This window comes from Marinobacter sp. tcs-11 (assembly GCF_002049515.1).
In the GTDB taxonomy this organism is placed as follows: domain Bacteria; phylum Pseudomonadota; class Gammaproteobacteria; order Pseudomonadales; family Oleiphilaceae; genus Marinobacter; species Marinobacter nauticus.
The window spans coordinates 132,062-148,979 of record NZ_LLYU01000006.1 but is presented as its reverse complement, the minus strand read 5'-3'; the positions used below and the strand labels follow the sequence as shown (position 1 = coordinate 148,979).

The 16,918-nt window shown below is 57.7% G+C and carries 14 protein-coding genes and 1 tRNA gene; 12 read left to right on the top strand and 3 right to left on the bottom strand.

Annotated elements, in window-relative coordinates; translation table 11 throughout:
* Nucleotides 1–126 precede the first annotated feature (126 nt).
* Entirely contained in the window at nt 127–1,533 is a 1,407-nt protein-coding gene (locus tag ARC85_RS09085; protein ID WP_113879832.1) for an ABC1 kinase family protein, read from the top strand.
* Here ARC85_RS09085 and ARC85_RS09080 read toward each other — a convergent pair.
* Entirely contained in the window at nt 1,530–1,955 is a 426-nt protein-coding gene (locus ARC85_RS09080; RefSeq protein WP_014420673.1) for a YqaA family protein, read from the bottom strand. The two genes, ARC85_RS09085 and ARC85_RS09080, sit on opposite strands and share 4 nt — an antisense overlap.
* A gap of 58 nt (nt 1,956–2,013) precedes the next feature.
* Between ARC85_RS09080 and ARC85_RS09075 the strand changes: the two genes are divergently transcribed.
* Nucleotides 2,014–4,140, top strand: a complete 2,127-nt coding sequence (locus ARC85_RS09075) for a methyl-accepting chemotaxis protein (protein WP_113879930.1) — start codon at nt 2,014–2,016, stop codon at nt 4,138–4,140.
* Between the two features lie 154 nt (nt 4,141–4,294).
* A complete protein-coding gene (locus ARC85_RS09070; RefSeq protein WP_011785863.1) occupies nt 4,295–4,549 on the top strand; it encodes a GrxA family glutaredoxin in 255 nt (84 codons plus the stop codon).
* A 73-nt stretch (nt 4,550–4,622) separates the two neighbouring features.
* On the opposite strand, the gene ARC85_RS09065 is transcribed toward ARC85_RS09070, so the two are convergent.
* Complete coding sequence (locus ARC85_RS09065; protein ID WP_011785862.1) at nt 4,623–5,885, bottom strand: 6-phosphofructokinase; 1,263 nt, start codon at nt 5,883–5,885, stop codon at nt 4,623–4,625.
* Nucleotides 5,886–6,029: 144 nt separating this feature from the next.
* Here ARC85_RS09065 and mpl point away from each other — a divergent pair, with 144 nt between their 5' ends.
* The 4 genes from mpl to ARC85_RS09045 all read left to right on the top strand — a co-directional run bounded on the left by mpl (nt 6,030) and on the right by ARC85_RS09045 (nt 11,383).
* On the top strand, nt 6,030–7,424 hold the full coding sequence (gene mpl / locus ARC85_RS09060) for a UDP-N-acetylmuramate:L-alanyl-gamma-D-glutamyl-meso-diaminopimelate ligase (RefSeq protein ID WP_113879833.1): 1,395 nt from the start codon (nt 6,030–6,032) through the stop codon (nt 7,422–7,424).
* On the top strand, nt 7,417–8,040 hold the full coding sequence (locus ARC85_RS09055; RefSeq protein ID WP_113879834.1) for a flavin prenyltransferase UbiX: 624 nt from the start codon (nt 7,417–7,419) through the stop codon (nt 8,038–8,040). The genes mpl and ARC85_RS09055 overlap by 8 nt, the downstream gene beginning before the upstream one ends.
* 122 nt (nt 8,041–8,162) lie before the next feature.
* On the top strand, nt 8,163–9,302 hold the full coding sequence (locus ARC85_RS09050; protein ID WP_011785859.1) for an acyl-CoA dehydrogenase family protein: 1,140 nt from the start codon (nt 8,163–8,165) through the stop codon (nt 9,300–9,302).
* A gap of 146 nt (nt 9,303–9,448) precedes the next feature.
* Entirely contained in the window at nt 9,449–11,383 is a 1,935-nt protein-coding gene (locus tag ARC85_RS09045) for a hypothetical protein (protein WP_113879931.1), read from the top strand.
* Nucleotides 11,384–11,532: 149 nt separating this feature from the next.
* Here ARC85_RS09045 and ARC85_RS09040 read toward each other — a convergent pair.
* Nucleotides 11,533–11,619, bottom strand: a tRNA-Leu gene (locus tag ARC85_RS09040).
* 273 nt (nt 11,620–11,892) lie between these two features.
* On the opposite strand from ARC85_RS09040, the gene rnr reads away from it, so the two are divergent.
* The 5 genes from rnr (at nt 11,893) to ARC85_RS09015 (ending at nt 16,906) form a co-directional block, all read left to right on the top strand.
* Nucleotides 11,893–14,340, top strand: a complete 2,448-nt coding sequence (gene rnr / locus ARC85_RS09035; protein WP_113879835.1) for a ribonuclease R — start codon at nt 11,893–11,895, stop codon at nt 14,338–14,340.
* A 25-nt stretch (nt 14,341–14,365) separates the two neighbouring features.
* Nucleotides 14,366–15,103: a 23S rRNA (guanosine(2251)-2'-O)-methyltransferase RlmB gene (gene rlmB / locus ARC85_RS09030; RefSeq protein WP_011785850.1), complete on the top strand. Its 738-nt coding sequence runs from the start codon at nt 14,366–14,368 to the stop codon at nt 15,101–15,103.
* A 245-nt stretch (nt 15,104–15,348) separates the two neighbouring features.
* The gene (rpsF, locus tag ARC85_RS09025; RefSeq protein WP_011785849.1) at nt 15,349–15,762 is read left to right on the top strand and encodes a 30S ribosomal protein S6; all 414 of its coding nucleotides are present in this window, start codon (nt 15,349–15,351) and stop codon (nt 15,760–15,762) included.
* A gap of 24 nt (nt 15,763–15,786) precedes the next feature.
* Nucleotides 15,787–16,017 (top strand): 30S ribosomal protein S18, encoded by a 231-nt coding sequence (gene rpsR, locus ARC85_RS09020; RefSeq protein ID WP_011785848.1) that lies wholly within the window; start codon nt 15,787–15,789, stop codon nt 16,015–16,017.
* Nucleotides 16,018–16,042: 25 nt separating this feature from the next.
* Nucleotides 16,043–16,906 (top strand): hypothetical protein, encoded by an 864-nt coding sequence (locus ARC85_RS09015; RefSeq protein WP_014420682.1) that lies wholly within the window; start codon nt 16,043–16,045, stop codon nt 16,904–16,906.
* Nucleotides 16,907–16,918 lie beyond the last annotated feature (12 nt).

Genomic DNA, 16,918 nt, shown 5'->3' with positions numbered 1-16,918 from the left:
TTTATACACATTGGCTGCAGGGGCAGCGCCGGCGCGACGACTGGGTTAGGTAGTCGCGCGCCCAGATCCGTATAATGGTCAGATGTATTGCAGGCATTCACATTTCCTGACAGAAACAGGTCTTTCATGTCTTCCAGCCGACCCGGAAAATCCGTCTCCCGTATCAAGACCGGCAGTTTTGAGCGCAGGTTGTCGCTGACCAGAGCCGGACTGTTCGCAGGCACGCGCATGGCGTCCCATATGGCGACTAACTGGTTCAGCAACAAGGAAACCCGGGAGCAGCGGCATCGGGCAATGCTCTCCAGTCAGGCCCGGTTTCTGGTGGACGAGCTTGGCCGGCTCAAGGGCAGTGTGGTCAAGATCGGCCAGGTCATGGCGCTGTACGGCGAGCATTTTCTCCCCGAAGAAGTCACTGAGGCGCTGCACACTCTGGAAGACCAGACCACCTCTCTGGAGTGGCCGGCCATTGAGCGGGTTCTCAAAGCCGAACTGGGGGAGAGCCGGCTTTCTGAACTCGATATTGACCCGGAGCCTATAGGAGCCGCCTCACTTGGCCAGGTACATCGTGCGGTGCGCCGTAGCGACGGGTTGGAGCTTGTGCTTAAAGTGCAATACCCCGGTGTTGCCGATGCCGTCGACAGTGATCTGAACGCTGTGGCTCATCTGCTGAAAGTGGCGCGGCTGGTCAGCTTCGGCCCTGAATTCAACGACTGGCTGGAAGAAGTCCGGGAAATGATGCATCGGGAGGTGGATTACCGGCTGGAGGCCCGTACCACCGAAAAGTTCCGCCAGATGCTTAGCCATGATCCACGCTTTGTGGTGCCAAGAGTGCTGGCAGAATTTTCAACGGATCATGTTATTGCCTCGACCTATGAGCACGGCCATTCGGTCAGTTCAGTGGCGGTTCGTGAATTGCCACTGGAGCGACGCAGTGCCCTGGGCCAGGCAGCCCTGGAATTATTTTTCCGGGAACTATTCGAATGGGGAGAGATCCAGACCGACCCGAATTTCGGCAACTACCGGATCCGTATTGCGGGCGAACAGGGTGGTGATTCGGAAACTGACCGGATTGTCCTGCTGGATTTTGGCGCCGTGCAGAGTTACTCGTCTGACTTTCTGAAGCCGGTCATCCAGATGATCAGGGCTTCCTATGAGGAAGATCTGGAGCAAGTTGTTGAGGGCGGAATCAAGCTCAGATTCATGAGCCGGGACTGGCCGGCGGAGGTGCTGGACAAGTTTGGCAAGGTCTGTATGTCAGTACTGGAACCCCTGGCGAAGGATCGCAGTCAGTGGCCGGATTATGCCGTCAACAGCCATGGCCAGTACCGCTGGAAACAGAGCGATTTGCCCTCGAGAGTGGCCAAGCAGGCCGCCAGGTCTGCCATCAGCCGCTATTTTCGTGTACCCCCCAAGGAATTCGTGTTCCTCAATCGAAAACTAATCGGGGTTTACACCTTCATTGCGGTGTTGCACTCCGAGTTCAACGGCGAGGACTTGTTGAGAAAATACCTCTATGGGAGCGGTGCTGCCTAGCCAGACGCGGTCAGCACCACCCAGATGACGAAGGCATAGCGCAGTCCCTTACCAATCCCCACCAGAACAATAAAATTCAGCCAGGGGACTCGCATAATGCCGCCCACCAGAGTCAGTGCATCGCCGCCAATGGGCAACCAGCCCAGCAGGAGCGACCACTGACCATATCGATTGAACCGGTTTCGTGCCTTGTGTAGTTGAAGTTCACTGACGGGAAACCAGCGTTTGTGCTTAAAGCGATCCACTTGCCGGCCGATAAGCCCATTAACCACTGACCCCAGAGTATTTCCCATGGTTGCCCAGAACCACAACCAGAACAGGGGATAATTCTGGCTGACCAGGGTGCCGAGCAGTATTTCCGAATACGCGGGCAGCAGCGTTGCCGCGGCAAAAGATGTCAGGAACAGGGTCAGGTAGGCCAAAAACGCCTCCATGCTCTAGGATGTTGGTTAAGCCTCACAGAAAAAGGTTTCGATGTACATGAAACAACTCTCTCTGCGCGTAAAACTCTACGCCCTGGTGATTGCACTGCTGCTAACCATGGGTGTGAGTATTGTTATCACCGCCCAGCTCTCCCTCGGTTCCATGGAGGAACGGCTGACCCGGGAAACCCGGGGCACGGTGCAACGTATTGTAATGGATCAGCTTAGTGCGACCGCAGGGAAATACGGTGAGCTGGTGACCGGGGTATTCGAAACCGCCTACCAGACGCCTGAAGTGGTTCGCAGCCTGATTACCCGAAATATCGAAGCGGACAGCTCCGGAAGGATCAGTCGGCGCGACCTTCAGGAAAACATTGGGGCTGTGCTCGAGGAGCAGAAGCATCTGAGTTCGATTTACGCCCAGTTTGAGCCGGATGGTTACGACGGCCAGGACATTTACTTTACCGGCGGGGTGGAAGAACACAGCAGTGATGAGGGTACCCTTGAGATCTACTACTATCGGGACCCGGCTGGCAATGTGGTGTTCAGCAGAACCGAAGACCCTGCCACCAAATACCTGGACAACCGCAATGAGTTCGGGATCCGTGAAGCCGAATGGTACCTGTGTTCCCGCGATTCTCTAAAGCCCTGCCTGATGGAGCCCTATGAGTATGAGATTGAAGAGGGCTACTCCGAGCTGATGACCAGCCTGGTGGTGCCGGTGATCAGTGACGGCGAGTTTGCCGGGGTGGTCGGTTCCGACATCAACCTGTCGACGCTGCAGTCGACCATTGCCGGTGTCAGCGAGGAACTCTTTGACGGCCAGTCACGGGTCACATTATTGAGCGAGAAAGGCCTGATTGCTGCTTCCAGTCATTATCAGGAGCATCTGGGCCGGCCACTGCGGGAAGCACTGCCGGATCTGGCTGGCGAGTTTACGGCGTTGCACCGCAACGGTGGCAGCTTCGACAACGGTGAGATTCTCGCCGTGTCGTATCCCGTCAAGGTCTCGTTACCGGGCGCTGAATGGTCGCTGTTGATTGAATTGCCGCGCGATATCGCCCTGGCCAGTGTGAATCAAATAACGGCGTTGCTGTCAGACGAAGTAACCAGCACGGCCACCCGCCAAACCGTGGTGGGCATTGTGGTGGTCGTGCTTGCGATTGCCGTATTGGTGTTGCTGGTGCGTTCGGTTACCCGGCCGCTGGACGAAATCCGGAAGCGCATGCGCAATCTGGCCAGTGCCGAGGGCGATCTTACCCGTGAACTGGATATTGACACTCATGCCGAGCTGATTGACCTTGCTGGCGGCTTTAATGCCTTCCTGGCCCGCCTGAGGGAAATGATCAACGACCTCAAAGATGTGAATGCCCAGGTGCGGGGGCAGGCTTCGGATGTGGGCGCCATTGCACGGGATACCGATGAACAGACAGCCCGCCAGCATCAGGATATCGACAGTGTGGTGACCGCCATGAATGAAATGTCGGCGGCGGCGGGGGAAGTGGCCGGCTTTGCTGGCGAGGCAGCGGATAATGCCCGGGCTGCGCGGGATGGCATTAAATTTACCCAGGATACTCTGGGTACGGCGTTGCGGGGCGTGGATGCACTGGCCGGCGATATGGATCAGGCCAGCTCGGCTATTGGTCACGTGGCCCAGCGCAGTGAGGAAATCAACCGGATTCTGGAAGTAATCCGTGGCATTGCCGAGCAGACCAATCTGCTGGCACTGAATGCCGCTATCGAGGCTGCACGGGCCGGAGAGCAGGGGCGTGGCTTTGCGGTGGTAGCCGATGAAGTGCGCACGCTGGCGTCCCGAACCCGCGAATCCACGGACGAGATCAGTGGCATGATTGAGCGCCTGAAAGGCGACGTGGACGGTGCGGTAACGGTCATTGGAACCGGAGTGGAGCGAGCCACCAGCGCGGTAGAGGGTACCCGGGAAGCCAGTCACTCGCTGGCCACAGTGGTTGAGCGTATCGCCACGATTGTTGAGCATGTCACCCAGGTGGCCACCGCCGCTGAGGAGCAGAGTTCGGTGAGCGAGGAAATTAACCGGAACCTGACCCACATCGGCGACGCAGCCAACGATCTGCGGGAGTTGGCGCAGCGGGTCCGCCAGAGTGGCGATGCGCTCGATGGCCAGGTTCAGGTGCTGGATCGCGAACTGGGCCGCCTGAAAACCTGAGGCTGGCCCTTCCACGGGCGATATCGGTATCGTCAGCTACTATCACGATCATGGCGAGGATCAATTTTCAATTGGTGCTCGCCATGCCATTATTGCGACATTATAAATGCGCTGAGTGCCAGCCACTCGCAACCCTTTGAGTCAGGAGGTATGTATGGAGCAGGTCACGATTTATGGCCGTTCAAGTTGTGGTTTTTGCGTTCGGGCAAGGGACCTGTGTGAATCCAGAAACATCCCCTACGTGTGGGTGGACATGATCGAAAAAGGCATGAGCAAACAGGACATTGCCGACCGTATCGGCCATCCGGTCTACACGGTGCCCCAGATTCTGGTGGGTTCCGAGTATGTGGGTGGTTTCGACGATTTCTCAGCGTATGTGCGCCGCCATGAGGCGCAAACGGCCAGTTAGGTCGCAGCCGTTTGTAGCGTAAAAAAAGCCCGGCAATTTTGGCCGGGCTTTTTTGTAGGGCTGCAGGGCAGGATCAGAGTTCGAACTCGGTCCTCAGTTTCTTCTCCACCAGCTGGTTCTTCAGCTTGGCAACCCTGGGCAGACCGTCGTCAAACGGCGGGAAGCTTTCGCCGGCGATCAGCGGCTGCAGGTAATCCCGGCAATCCTGAGTGATGCCAAAGCCGTTGTCTGTGATGTAATGGATCGGCATTTTCTTTTCCTGGTTGGCGACCTCGCTGAGGTTGGCCTCGCCGATTGACCAGCGATAAGGCTTGGCCTGATCCCGCACGATGGTGGGCATCAGAGCCTGTTTGCCTGCCAGGGCCATTTCCACCGCAGCCTTGCCAACCGCGTAGGCCTGCTCCACATCAGTGGCCGAGGCAATGTGCCTGGCTGCACGCTGCAGATAGTCTGCCACTGCCCAGTGGTATTTGTGGCCCAGGGCCTGTTTCACCATATTGGCCAGGGCCGGGGCAACACCACCAAGCTGGGTGTGGCCGAAGGCATCCTTGGCGCCGGCATCGGCAACGAAGCGGCCGTCTTCGTATTGGGCGCCTTCAGACGCCACCACCACGCAGTAACCGTAATCCCTCACGCACTGATCCACTCGCTCCAGGAATTTCTCCCGGTTGAAGGGAATTTCCGGGAACAGGATGACGTGAGGCGGCTCGCCTTCGCTCTGTCCGGCCAGTCCGCCAGCGGCAGCAATCCAGCCGGCGTGGCGACCCATCACTTCCAGAATGAAGACCTTGGTGGAGGTTTCACACATGGATTTGATATCCAGGCTGGCTTCGAGGGTGGATGTGGCAATGTACTTGGCCACGGAACCAAATCCGGGACAGCAGTCGGTGAAGGGAAGGTCGTTGTCGACCGTTTTGGGCACGCCAATGCAGGTGATCGGGTAACCCATACGATCGGCCAGTTGGGAGACCTTATAGGCGGTATCCTGGGAATCGCCGCCGCCGTTGTAGAAGAAGTAACCGATGTCGTGGGCCCGGAACACTTCAATCAGGCGCTCGTATTCGCGCTGGTTCTCGGAAATGTTCTTGAGCTTGTAGCGGCAGGAACCAAAAGCCCCGCCTGGCGTGTGGATGAGGGCCTGGATGGCGTCGTCAGATTCCAGACTGGTATCAATCAGCTCTTCTTTCAAAGCACCGATGATGCCGTTGCGGCCGGCATAGACCTTGCCGATCTGGTCCGGATGTTTGCGTGCGGTCTGGATAACACCGCAAGCACTGGCATTGATAACGGCGGTGACCCCGCCAGACTGGGCATAAAATGCGTTCTTGATAGCCATCTCGGGCTGAAGCCTCCTGCTGGTTCAACGATGGCGCAGATGATACGCCAAACACCGCGGTTTTTCATGAGCATATGCCGGCTCTTGACCGCGCAGAAAGTATGGTAGAGGCTTGGCAGGTTTCAAACCGGAGGCACAACCTTAATGCATATACATATTCTGGGCATTTGCGGCACGTTCATGGGCAGTCTGGCGGTGATCGCCCGGGAGCTGGGGCATAAGGTGACCGGTTCGGACCAGGGCGTTTACCCTCCCATGAGTACTCAGCTGGAGGCCCAGGGCATTGCGTTGACAGAAGGTTACCGGCCAGAGAACCTGGAGCCGAATCCGGATCTGGTGCTGATCGGGAATGCCATGTCCCGGGGTAACCCGGAAGTGGAAGCAGTGCTCAACCGGCGCATTGATTATATGTCTGGCCCCGAATGGCTCGCCCGGGAGGTCCTGCGCCACCGGTGGGTGATGGCCGTAGCCGGTACCCATGGCAAAACCACCACAACGGCCATGCTGCTGTGGATTCTCGACCAGGCCGGCTTTGATGCCGGTTACCTGATAGGCGGTGTGCCCCAGGACTTTCCGGTGTCTGCCCGACTGGGCAGCAGTGATTTCTTTGTGATCGAGGCGGATGAGTACGACAGCGCGTTCTTTGATAAGCGCTCCAAGTTTATCCACTACCGCCCGAATACCCTGATTCTGAATAACCTGGAATACGACCACGCCGACATTTTCGAAAACGTGGAAGCCATCGAGCGTCAGTTTCATAACCTTGTGCGTACCGTACCGTCTCAGGGCCTGATCATTCGACCTGCTCTGGACAGCCACCTGGATAATGCTCTGGAGATGGGGAGCTGGAGCCCGGTGCAGGATACGGCCATCGGCAGCGAGATCAGCCGCACGGCGGACTGGCGGGCTGAGCTTCTGGCTGAGGATGGCAGCCGCTTCATGGTCATCCACCATGAGCAGCCGGTTGCGACGCTGAAATGGGGGCTGACCGGTTTGCACAATGTGCGTAATGCCCTGTCGGCGATTGCCGCTGCCCGTCATGTGGGCGTTACGCCTGACCATGCGGTGGCGGCGTTGTGCCGGTTCTCTGGAGTGAAGCGCAGAATGGAGCTGGTGGGCGAAATCGGCGGTGTGCGCGTATACGACGACTTTGCCCATCATCCAACCGCGATTGCGTCTACCCTGGAGGGATTGCGCAATCGGGTGGGAGATGAGCCCATCCTGGCCATTATCGAACCCCGCTCCAATACCATGAAGCAGGGTGTGCACAAGCAGACGCTGATCCCGAGTGCCGCACTGGCGGATCGGGTGCTTTGGGGTAATCTCAGTGATATGGACTGGTTGCCGGAACTGGTGGGGAGCTGGCAGGCGGAACATGGTGAGCTGGATCATCACAGGGTGGAGGCGTCGGTGGAGGAACTGATTGAGAAGGCGCTGGAGGGACTGCCAGAGACTTGTCATATCGTGATCATGAGTAATGGCGGTTTTGGCGGCATTCATCGGAAACTGGTGGCGGAACTGGAGAAGCGTCGTGGCTGAACAATCACCGGTTGTTAATCTGGCGTTTACCGGCGCGTCCGGAGCCCAGTACGGGCTTCGTCTGTTGCAGTGCCTGGTAGCCAACGGTTGCCGTGTGAACATGATGATCAGTAAGGCGGCCCAGGTGGTGATCGCGACTGAAACCGATTTTCGGCTGCCGGGTTCCACGCCTGCCATGGCAGAGGCCTTGTCGGACTTCGCCGGTGCGCAGCCCGGTCAGGTACAGGTCTTTGGCCGGGAGGAGTGGTTTTCTCCACCGGCTTCCGGTTCCGGCGAGAAGGCGCCGCTGGTAATTTGCCCCTGCAGCACCGGCACGCTCTCGGCACTGGCGACCGGCGCCAGCAACAATCTGATCGAGCGCGCCGGCGACGTGGCCCTGAAAGAGCGCCGCAAGCTGATTCTGGTGTTGCGTGAGGCGCCCTATTCTGAGGTGCACCTGGAAAACATGCTCAGGCTTACCCGCATGGGTGCGGTAATGATGCCGGCGAGCCCCGGGTTCTATCACAACCCGCAGTCGGTGGATGATCTGGTCGATTTTATGGTGGCCCGGATTCTCGACCATCTGGATCTTCCGCAAACCCTGGTACCTCGCTGGGGCGAAAAGAAAGCCGACTGATCCGTTCCGGGGCGATGGTTTTGGCCAAAGCGATTGATGGTTTTCACCATTGAGCGAAACCCCGCCCCGCCACAGACTTGCTGAACACAATGATAAACCAACCCGTTTACCGAGGTTCAGCAATGATTCCACGTACTCTTTTCGACGCCGATCTTGAAGGCTTCCGCGATTCCGTTCGCAAGTTTCTGGAGCAGGAAGCGGCTCCGTATCATGACCAATGGGAAAAAGATGGTCAGGTCAGCCGCGAGCTCTGGCAGAAAGCAGGTGAGCTGGGCTTCCTGTGCCCGATGCTGCCGGAAGAGTACGGCGGTGTGGGGGCCGATTTCCGTTACTCCGCAGTGATTATGGAAGAGATCTCCCGGGCCGGATTGTCTGGCATTGGCTGGGGGCTGCACTCCGATATCGTGGCGCCTTATATCCTGAACTACGGCTCAGAAGAGCAGAAACAGAAGTATCTGCCGAAAATGGCTTCAGGTGAAATGATTACTGCCATCGCCATGACTGAACCGGGCGCGGGTTCCGACCTGCAAGGCGTAAAAACCACGGCGATTCGCCAGGGTGACCACTACATTCTGAATGGCTCGAAAACCTTTATCACCAACGGCCAGTTGGCGGATCTGGTGATTGTCGTTGCCAAGACCGACCCCAAAGAAGGTGCCAAGGGTACCAGCTTGTTGCTGGTCGAAACCGCCTGGGAGGGCTTTGAAAAAGGCCAGAACCTGAACAAGGTGGGGATGAAAGCCCAGGACACCTCCGAGCTGTTCTTCCAGGATGTGAAAGTACCGGCAGACAACCTGCTGGGCAGCATGGAAGGGCAGGGCTTCTTCCAGTTGATGCAGGAGTTGCCGGCCGAGCGTCTGCAGGTGGCCCTGACCGCCGTAGCCGCCGCCGAGGCGGCCTGGCAGTGGACCCTGGATTACGTGAAAGAACGCAAAGCCTTCGGTAAACCCGTCATCGCTTTCCAGAACACCCGCTTCAAGCTGGCTGAACTGAAGGCCGAAATCACGGCCGCCCGTGTGTTCACTGACCGTTGCCTGGAGCTGCACCTCGACAAGAAACTGGATATCCCGACGGCGGCCATGCTCAAGCAGCACACTACCGACCTTCAATGCAAGGTGATGGACGAATGCGTTCAGCTGCACGGTGGCTACGGCTACATGTGGGAGTATCCGATTGCCCGGGCGTGGGCCGATTCGCGCGTGCAGCGGATCTACGCCGGCACCAACGAAATCATGAAAGAAATCGTGGCGCGGTCGTTCTGACGAATTGTCCCGATTTGCAGGCCCCGGCACATTCCGGGGCCTGCTCGTTACCAAACTTTACAATTTGCCAAGCCTGTCAAGGTCTCCCTGCGGCACATCTCCTAAAGTAGCGGCACAACCTCTAACAAGGATAAATGGTTGCCGCGATGAAACGTCTGATCAGTGTTACCGTTCCTCTGCTGTCACTTGCGATCGCCGGCTGTGGTGATGAATCCGATGACCTGCCGGTTGATGGCCGGGAGTTCGATGGTGTTACCTACAGTGAGCGAGCGCCCTACCAGGGGCGGGTAATCGACGGTTACCTCAACAATGCCCGGGTCTGGCTGGATCTTGACGACAATGGTCAGTACACCGCAGGGCCGGTGGAGATTGAGCTGGACAGCGGTAATACCCACATACTCGAGGACGGCGAGCCAACCGTGATGAGCGGTCCCGGCGGGCGGTTTTCCATGGACGTTTCCGCACTGGATGTTCCGCCATCGATCGGCGCAAACCTGGACCCCAGGGATTATCCGCTTTATGCCCTCGCGATTCCCGGCCAGACCCTGGAGGAGCGTAGCTACGGCGATGAGGCGGTCAGCCGGGCGTTTTTGATGTCAGCCAGCCCCGGAGTAACCAATATTACCCCCCTGACTACGCTGGCCCGTTTCCGGAGCCTGGCCGGCCAGTGGAATGCTGAAAATCCGATTCCGGATAACCGGTTCGCTGATCTGGACGGTATCAACCTGTGGAAGGACTATATTCTTGCCAATGATGACCGGGCTCACGCCTATGCCCGGGCGTTGGCGCGGTTCATGGCCAGCCAGATTCCTGATGGCTACAACGATTACCTGGCAGGGAATGGCAGTGACGGCAGCGAAGCCAGCCTGTTACCGCGTGACGGGGTGTACCTGCTTGGTTATTCGGTGGTGCAGAACGTTGATGAGGTTATTGCCATTGTCGATGCTGCTGCGTCCGGTGGCAACTACGGCAATGTGGATACCGATACGCTGGTACTGCCGGATGTTGATGTTGAAGTAAGCAATCCCAGGCTTCTGGTGAGTCAGCGGATTTCGGCACGGCCAACCCGATCAGACGTACTGCCTACCAATACCTCTGATCTCGGAGCCTCGGCTGAGCTGTCTTTTGAATACAGTGAAGGTGGCAGGCTGCTGGCTGTATCCAGTCGGGGCTGCATGGGTATTTCATTGCCAGAGATGGCCCGTTTGTTTCAGGCCGATGGCTATATGACCAATCTGAAGACTCAGTGGCTGCCATCTTCCTCCCTTTCGCCCCAAAGTGCCGTCTGGTACGACGAGGAGGGCGTGCACGAGCGTCTGGAGTTTGCGTGGGAGAATGGCACGGCCAGTCTCGATACTGTCACTACGTGTCACGAGCAGACGCTCGGGGTAACGCCAGGGGGAACCGAACTGGATGGTATCAGTGACATCAGCTGGGTTTGGGATGAGCAGACCGGGACTCTGCTGGAATCCGTGCCCGGCAGAGCTGATGATCGCGTGCTGACATTAGAGGAGGCCAATTCGCCAGCGGACATTCTGGATGGCGAGCAGTCGCCACGGGATCTGGTCAGTGGGTATCGGCTGACCGCGGGCGGTGGCCTGGAAGCAGCCGTTGGTTTTGCTGGTGGTGGAGCCTCCTGCGCGCCCCAGGGTGTTGCGCCTAACGATACCGAGCGCAACGGCCAGTATGCGACCCGGCTGTTTCCCTTCTCATTTACCAGTGACGTTGCCGCTTCCGATCTTTTCGGGGCTGGTGCCTATGAATACGATATTGATGAGCGTAATGGCGTCTCTTTTGCCCGCTTGCTCCGGTTCCCGTTCCTGGATCGGGCGACCGCAAATAGGCCAGAAGTGGATTCTGCGAACGGGGCGTTCCAGTGGCAGCTGTTTTACGACGCACTGAACAGCGAAGAGCTGGATATGCAGCGTCCGAACCTGCTCAAGACGGCGTATCTGGTCGATTTCGTCGCCACATCCGATTGCGGTGACGGTCCTCTCGACCGGCCGGGCCGGGCGTATTCCACAGTGGAGTACGAGTACCAGAGCCTCTCGGACTATCTGTTGGACAGGCTGTCGGAGTAAGGCGGTTTGCGGAAAGGGCGATGGATGTTCTGTCTGTCGTCCTTCCAGACAGCACAAAATGCTCGGCGTAAATACGGCGAGTTCGACGTCAGATGCTGCTGATTTTTTCGGGATTTTTAATTTCTTAGGCCATTTTCTGGGGAAGAAAATGGTGCCGAGGAGAGGACTTGAACCTCCACGGGGTTGCCCCCACTAGCACCTGAAGCTAGCGTGTCTACCAATTTCACCACCTCGGCAGGTGATTTGCAGATTCGCGTATAGTTTATTGAAAACCTAGCGTTTCTGCCAGTGGTGAGGAGTTGCCCCTCAACCGATGGCGCGTACTTTAATGATTCGTTCAGGTGCTGTCAAACATTTTTTTCAAAAAAGTTTCGGCGGCAGAGTCTGACGATTTCAGGGTATTTGTGCCTATATTGGCGCCCTTGTTAGGCAGCATTCCCATCCCAACGTTATACTGCATCAAACATGAATGATGCCGCACGGTTTGCGGTGAGACAGAAAGGATCCGAATGGTTTCCAGGAAGAACAAACAAAGTGACCCTCATGCCCAGCGTGAGGCCCAGAAATATGACAACCCCATCCAGAGTCGGGAGTACATTCTCCAACATCTGAAAGAGCGGGGCGCGCCGGCCACGCACGAGACCCTGTGTCAGGAGCTCGGGCAGACGTCTGCGGAAGGAATTGAAGCGTTGCGCCGTCGTCTGATTGCGATGTGCCGTGATGGACAGTTGATCTGTAACCGCCGTGATGCGTTCCTGCCGATCGAGGAAGCGGATCTGGTCACCGGGCGTGTGGTTGGACATCGTGATGGTTTCGGGTTTCTGATCCCCGATGATGGTGGCTCCGACCTGTTTCTGACCGCCCGGCAGATGCGCCAGGTGTTCCACGGTGACCGGGTGGCCGCCCGGGTGGATCAGGTGGATGATCGCGGGCGCCGGGAAGGCAAGATTGTGGAAGTGCTGGAGCATCGCACCTCCCAGATTGTCGGTCGCTTCTTTAAAGAAAGCGGCATCGCTTTTGTGGTGCCGGAGAACGCCCGGATCAATCATGAGATACTGGTTCCTGATGAGCAGGCGGGTAAGGCAGTTCACGGCCAGTATGTGGTGGTGGAAATTATTCGTCAGCCGACGATTCGAACCCAGCCTACCGGCCAGGTCATTGAAATTCTGGGCGAGCACATGGCGCCGGGAATGGAAATTGATGTTGCCATTCGTTCCTACGAAATTCCCCATAGCTGGCCGCCCGCCGTAGGTGAGCAGGCTGCCTCGATTCCGGCGGAAGTGGCAGAAAAAGACAAGGCAAACCGGGTGGATATCCGCAACATGCGCCTGGTGACCATCGACGACGAGAGCGCTCGTGACTTCGATGATGCCATTTACTGCGAGCCTCGCCCCCGTGGCGGCTATCGGTTGGTGGTGGCCATCGCTGATGTGTCTCATTATGTCCGCCCGGGGTCGCCACTGGATGAAGAGGCCATTCAGCGCGGTAACTCGGTGTATTTCCCGGACCATGTGGTGCCCATGTTGCCGGAGAAACTCTCCAATGGCCTGTGTTCCCTGAACCCGGATGTCGACCGCCTGTGCATGGTGGCCGACATGACCATCAGTGCCGCCGGTAACATCAGCGGCTACACCTTCTATCAGGCCGTAATGCGCAGCCATGCCCGGCTGACCTACAACAAGGTCAGTGCCATGCTGGAGCATCCGGATACGGAGCAGGGCTACAAACTCAGCGCCCACTATGCGGATCTGCTGCCGCATCTGCACAACCTGTATGACCTCTACAAGTTGTTGCGAAAGGCTCGCACCGAGCGTGGGGCCATTGATTTCGAGACCACGGAAACCAAGATTGTTTTCGATGCCCAGCGCAAGATTGAGGAAATTGTTCCGGTGCACCGGAACGATGCCCACAAGATTGTGGAAGAGTGCATGCTGTGCGCCAATGTGGCGACGGCCCGCTTCCTCAAGAAGCACCAGATTCCGGCGCTTTACCGGGTGCACGACGGGCCTTCGGAAGAGCGTCTGAGCAATCTGCGCCTGTTCCTGGGTGAGCTGGGATTGCAGCTGGGCGGCGGCGACAAGCCGTCATCGGCAGATTACCAGGCCTTGCTGGGTCAGGTGGCCGACCGCCCGGATGCCAATGTCATCCAGATGGTGATGCTGCGCTCTCTGAGCCAGGCGGTGTACAGTCCTGAGGAAGCCGGGCATTTTGGTCTTGGCTTCGCCAGTTATACCCACTTCACGTCGCCAATTCGACGTTACCCGGACCTGATTGTGCATCGGGCCATCAAGTCCCGGATCCATAATCCCGAGGCGACCAAAGATCTGGTGTCTCCGAAAGTGCACGATCCCGAATTGGCAGAGTATCCCTACGATTACGCCCGCATGGAGCAGCTGGGTGAGCATTGCTCCATGACCGAACGCCGGGCCGACGATGCTACACGGGATGTCATGGCCTGGCTCAAGTGCGAGTTCCTGCGCGATCACGTGGGCGAGGAGTACGATGGCATTATCGGCGCGGTGGTGCCGTTTGGCTTCTTTGTTGAGTTGTCCGATATCTACATCGAAGGTCTGGTACACGTGTCCACGCTCAGTGGTGACTACTTCCATCACGATGCCGTCAAGCATCGTCTGATTGGTGAGCGCACGGCCGTCAGCTTCCGTCTGGGTGACGAAGTGCGAGTCCGCGTGGTGCGTGTCGATCTGGAAGACCGCAAAATCGATCTTGAGCTGGTAAGTACCCCCAGGCGCCGGAAGGCAGACCGCGATGCGCTGGAAGTGTCCAAGCGCGAGCCGCGGGGCAAAGGCAAGGGTGGTCGCTCCGGTAAAGGGCAAAAATCCGGTAAGCCGGCCAGCGCCAAGGAAAAGCTGGCCGCAGAGGCTGCCCGGGAGGCCCGGTCCAAATCGGCCAAAGGTAAACCGTCAGGCTCGGGCCGTAAGCGCAAGAGTCGCAAATAACACGTTACGCAGGAATTGATTGTCAGTGTCTCAGGAATATGTATTCGGCTGGCATGCCGTAGATGCCGTGTTGAAAAGAGAGCCGGAGCGGTTGCAAAGGGTCTGGATTCAGACCGGTCGTCAGGATAAGCGGGTGAAGTCGGTTACCGATGCCCTTGACGGTCTGGGGGTGCCCTGGAAAGTGGTGCACCGGAAAGAGTTGGATGAGCGGGTGTCCGGTGTCCACCAGGGTGTTGTTGCTGCCGTTGCGGAAAGCCGGGAGTGGACCGAGGATGATCTTCTTGCCCAGTTGGCCGCCAGCGACAAGCCGCCATTCCTGCTGGTGCTGGATGGCGTGACGGATCCCCATAATCTGGGTGCGTGCATGCGCACCGCCGATGCGGCGGGAGTGCAGGCCGTGATTGTGCCCAAGGATAAATCTGCCTCGTTGACGCCGGTTGCCCGAAAGGTCGCCTGTGGGGCGGCAGAAACGGTACCGTTTGTCCGGGTGACCAATCTCGCCCGTTTCCTTAGGGAGTTGAAGGACCAGGGCGTGTGGTTGATTGGTACGGCAGGTGAGGCGGATGCCACCTTGTATCAGGCTGATTTCAAGGGGCCGGTTGCTCTGGTAATGGGCGCCGAAGGTAAAGGCATGCGCCGTCTGACCCGTGAACATTGTGACCAGTTGATCAACATTCCGATGCTCGGCCACGTCGACAGTCTGAATGTGTCGGTGGCGACCGGTGTCTGTCTGTACGAGGCACTGCGCCAGCGCCTCGGTTAAACCTTGCACAAACAGGCCTGCGGGCCTAGAATACGTCACCCCTTTTTCAAGGGGTGGCTTTTTATTGTCTGTTGTATGGCAATGGTTAGCTTCGCTTTTGATCAAGCCTTTCTTGTAAAGCCTTATTGATAAAGCAAAAAAGAAACCGGCAGCACTTGCTGTCACCTCCTTGCTTTCACGCTCCGGCCACAACCACTGGTATGGCCACCGGGAGAAGGAAGCTGTTTAAACCGTAGGGAGAACTCATGCGTCACTACGAAATCGTTTTCATGGTACATCCGGATCAGAGCGAGCAGGTGCCCGCGATGATCGAGCGTTATACCAGCGTCATCACTGAAGATGGCGGCAAGGTACATCGCCTGGAAGATTGGGGCCGTCGTCACCTGGCTTACCCGATCAACAAGATCCACAAGGCTCACTACGTGCTGATGAACATCGAGTGTTCACAGGCAGCGATGGACGAGCTGACTCACAACTTCCGGTTCAACGACGCCATCATCCGTGACCTGATTCTGCGTCGCGACGAGGCCGTTACCGACCTGTCTCCGATGAAAGCCGCTGAGTCCCGTGAGGACCGTCGTTCCGGCGGAGACGATCGTCCACGTCGTTCAGCTGACTCTGAAGAGCGTCAGAGCGCATCCCAGGACGAAGAAGAGTAATTAACCGGAGTTAGGAGTTACGTTATGGCTCGTTTTTTCAGACGTCGTAAGTTCTGCCGCTTCACGGCAGAAGGTGTTAAAGAGATCGATTACAAGGATCTGGACACCCTGAAAGGCTACATCACTGAAACCGGCAAAATCGTGCCCAGCCGCATCACCGGCACCAAAGCACGTTATCAGCGTCAGCTGGCTACCGCTATCAAGCGTGCCCGCTACCTGGCACTGCTGCCGTATACGGACGGTCACGACCACTAAGTTTTAACGGACAGGACCCGGGACCATGCGTGCACTGGCACAGTATGTAATGCGCGGTCCCCTGCAGGCTGGCGGGGTTGCAGCGGTTACCACCGCAGTACCCTTACTGTTCTGGATTGGCGCAGCGGTAACTGGCCTGGTCGTTCTTCGGCTGGGCATTCGCCAGGGGCTCAATATTGGCCTCTGGGCTTTGATTCCGGCGATCGGGTGGGCCGTTTACGGCCAGGATCCCACGGCGCTGGCGGTGCTGCTGCAGGTGATGCTGATGGCATCCATTATCCGGACGACGTTGTCCTGGGAAAGAGCGCTGTTGTCCGGTGCCTTTCTGGCGATACTGACCGGGCTGATGTTGCCTGTGATGTATCCGGCGCTGCTGAACGATCTGGTTCAGGCTGGTGTCGAGGTTTACGAGCAGTACAACACTGAAATGGCCCGTGCGCTGGGTGGTGAACTGGAACAGGTTATCCGGGACACCATGAACGCCAGCATGGCCGGTACCTACTTTGCCACCGCCATCGGTATGACGATGCTGGCAAGGTCGTGGCAGGCGGGGTTGTATAACCCCGGTGGATTCCGCAAGGAATTCCATGGCCTCAGGTTATCGCCGGCGGTAGCCGTGGTGTGCGCCATCACCATGGTGGTCGGCCCGATTCTTGGGCTGAATGCCATACTGCTGGCCTGGGCTGCGGGCACCCCGCTGGTTCTGGCCGGGTTGGCTCTGGTGCACGGTGTGTTTGCTCGAAAGCAGTGGAGCGGAAACTGGCTGGCAATGTTTTACGTTGCTCTGGTTCTGCTGGGTCCCAATCTGTTGATGCTGTTAGTGGTTCTGGCTTTTGTGGATAGCTGGCTGGATATCCGGGGGCGTATACCCGCCGGTCCGGCTGAATAAAGCACGAAGAGG

Excerpts from the sequence above, each read along its gene's own strand:
- ARC85_RS09085 (WP_113879832.1), top strand. The coding sequence starts at position 127 with ATGTCTTCCAGCCGACCCGGAAAATCCGTCTCCCGTATCAAGACCGGC.
- ARC85_RS09075 (WP_113879930.1), top strand. The coding sequence starts at position 2,014 with ATGAAACAACTCTCTCTGCGCGTAAAACTCTACGCCCTGGTGATTGCA.
- ARC85_RS09070 (WP_011785863.1), top strand. The coding sequence starts at position 4,295 with ATGGAGCAGGTCACGATTTATGGCCGTTCAAGTTGTGGTTTTTGCGTT.
- ARC85_RS09065 (WP_011785862.1), bottom strand. The coding sequence starts at position 5,885 with ATGGCTATCAAGAACGCATTTTATGCCCAGTCTGGCGGGGTCACCGCC.
- mpl (WP_113879833.1), top strand. The coding sequence starts at position 6,030 with ATGCATATACATATTCTGGGCATTTGCGGCACGTTCATGGGCAGTCTG.
- ARC85_RS09050 (WP_011785859.1), top strand. The coding sequence starts at position 8,163 with ATGATTCCACGTACTCTTTTCGACGCCGATCTTGAAGGCTTCCGCGAT.
- ARC85_RS09045 (WP_113879931.1), top strand. The coding sequence starts at position 9,449 with ATGAAACGTCTGATCAGTGTTACCGTTCCTCTGCTGTCACTTGCGATC.
- rnr (WP_113879835.1), top strand. The coding sequence starts at position 11,893 with ATGGTTTCCAGGAAGAACAAACAAAGTGACCCTCATGCCCAGCGTGAG.
- rpsF (WP_011785849.1), top strand. The coding sequence starts at position 15,349 with ATGCGTCACTACGAAATCGTTTTCATGGTACATCCGGATCAGAGCGAG.
- rpsR (WP_011785848.1), top strand. The coding sequence starts at position 15,787 with ATGGCTCGTTTTTTCAGACGTCGTAAGTTCTGCCGCTTCACGGCAGAA.
- ARC85_RS09015 (WP_014420682.1), top strand. The coding sequence starts at position 16,043 with ATGCGTGCACTGGCACAGTATGTAATGCGCGGTCCCCTGCAGGCTGGC.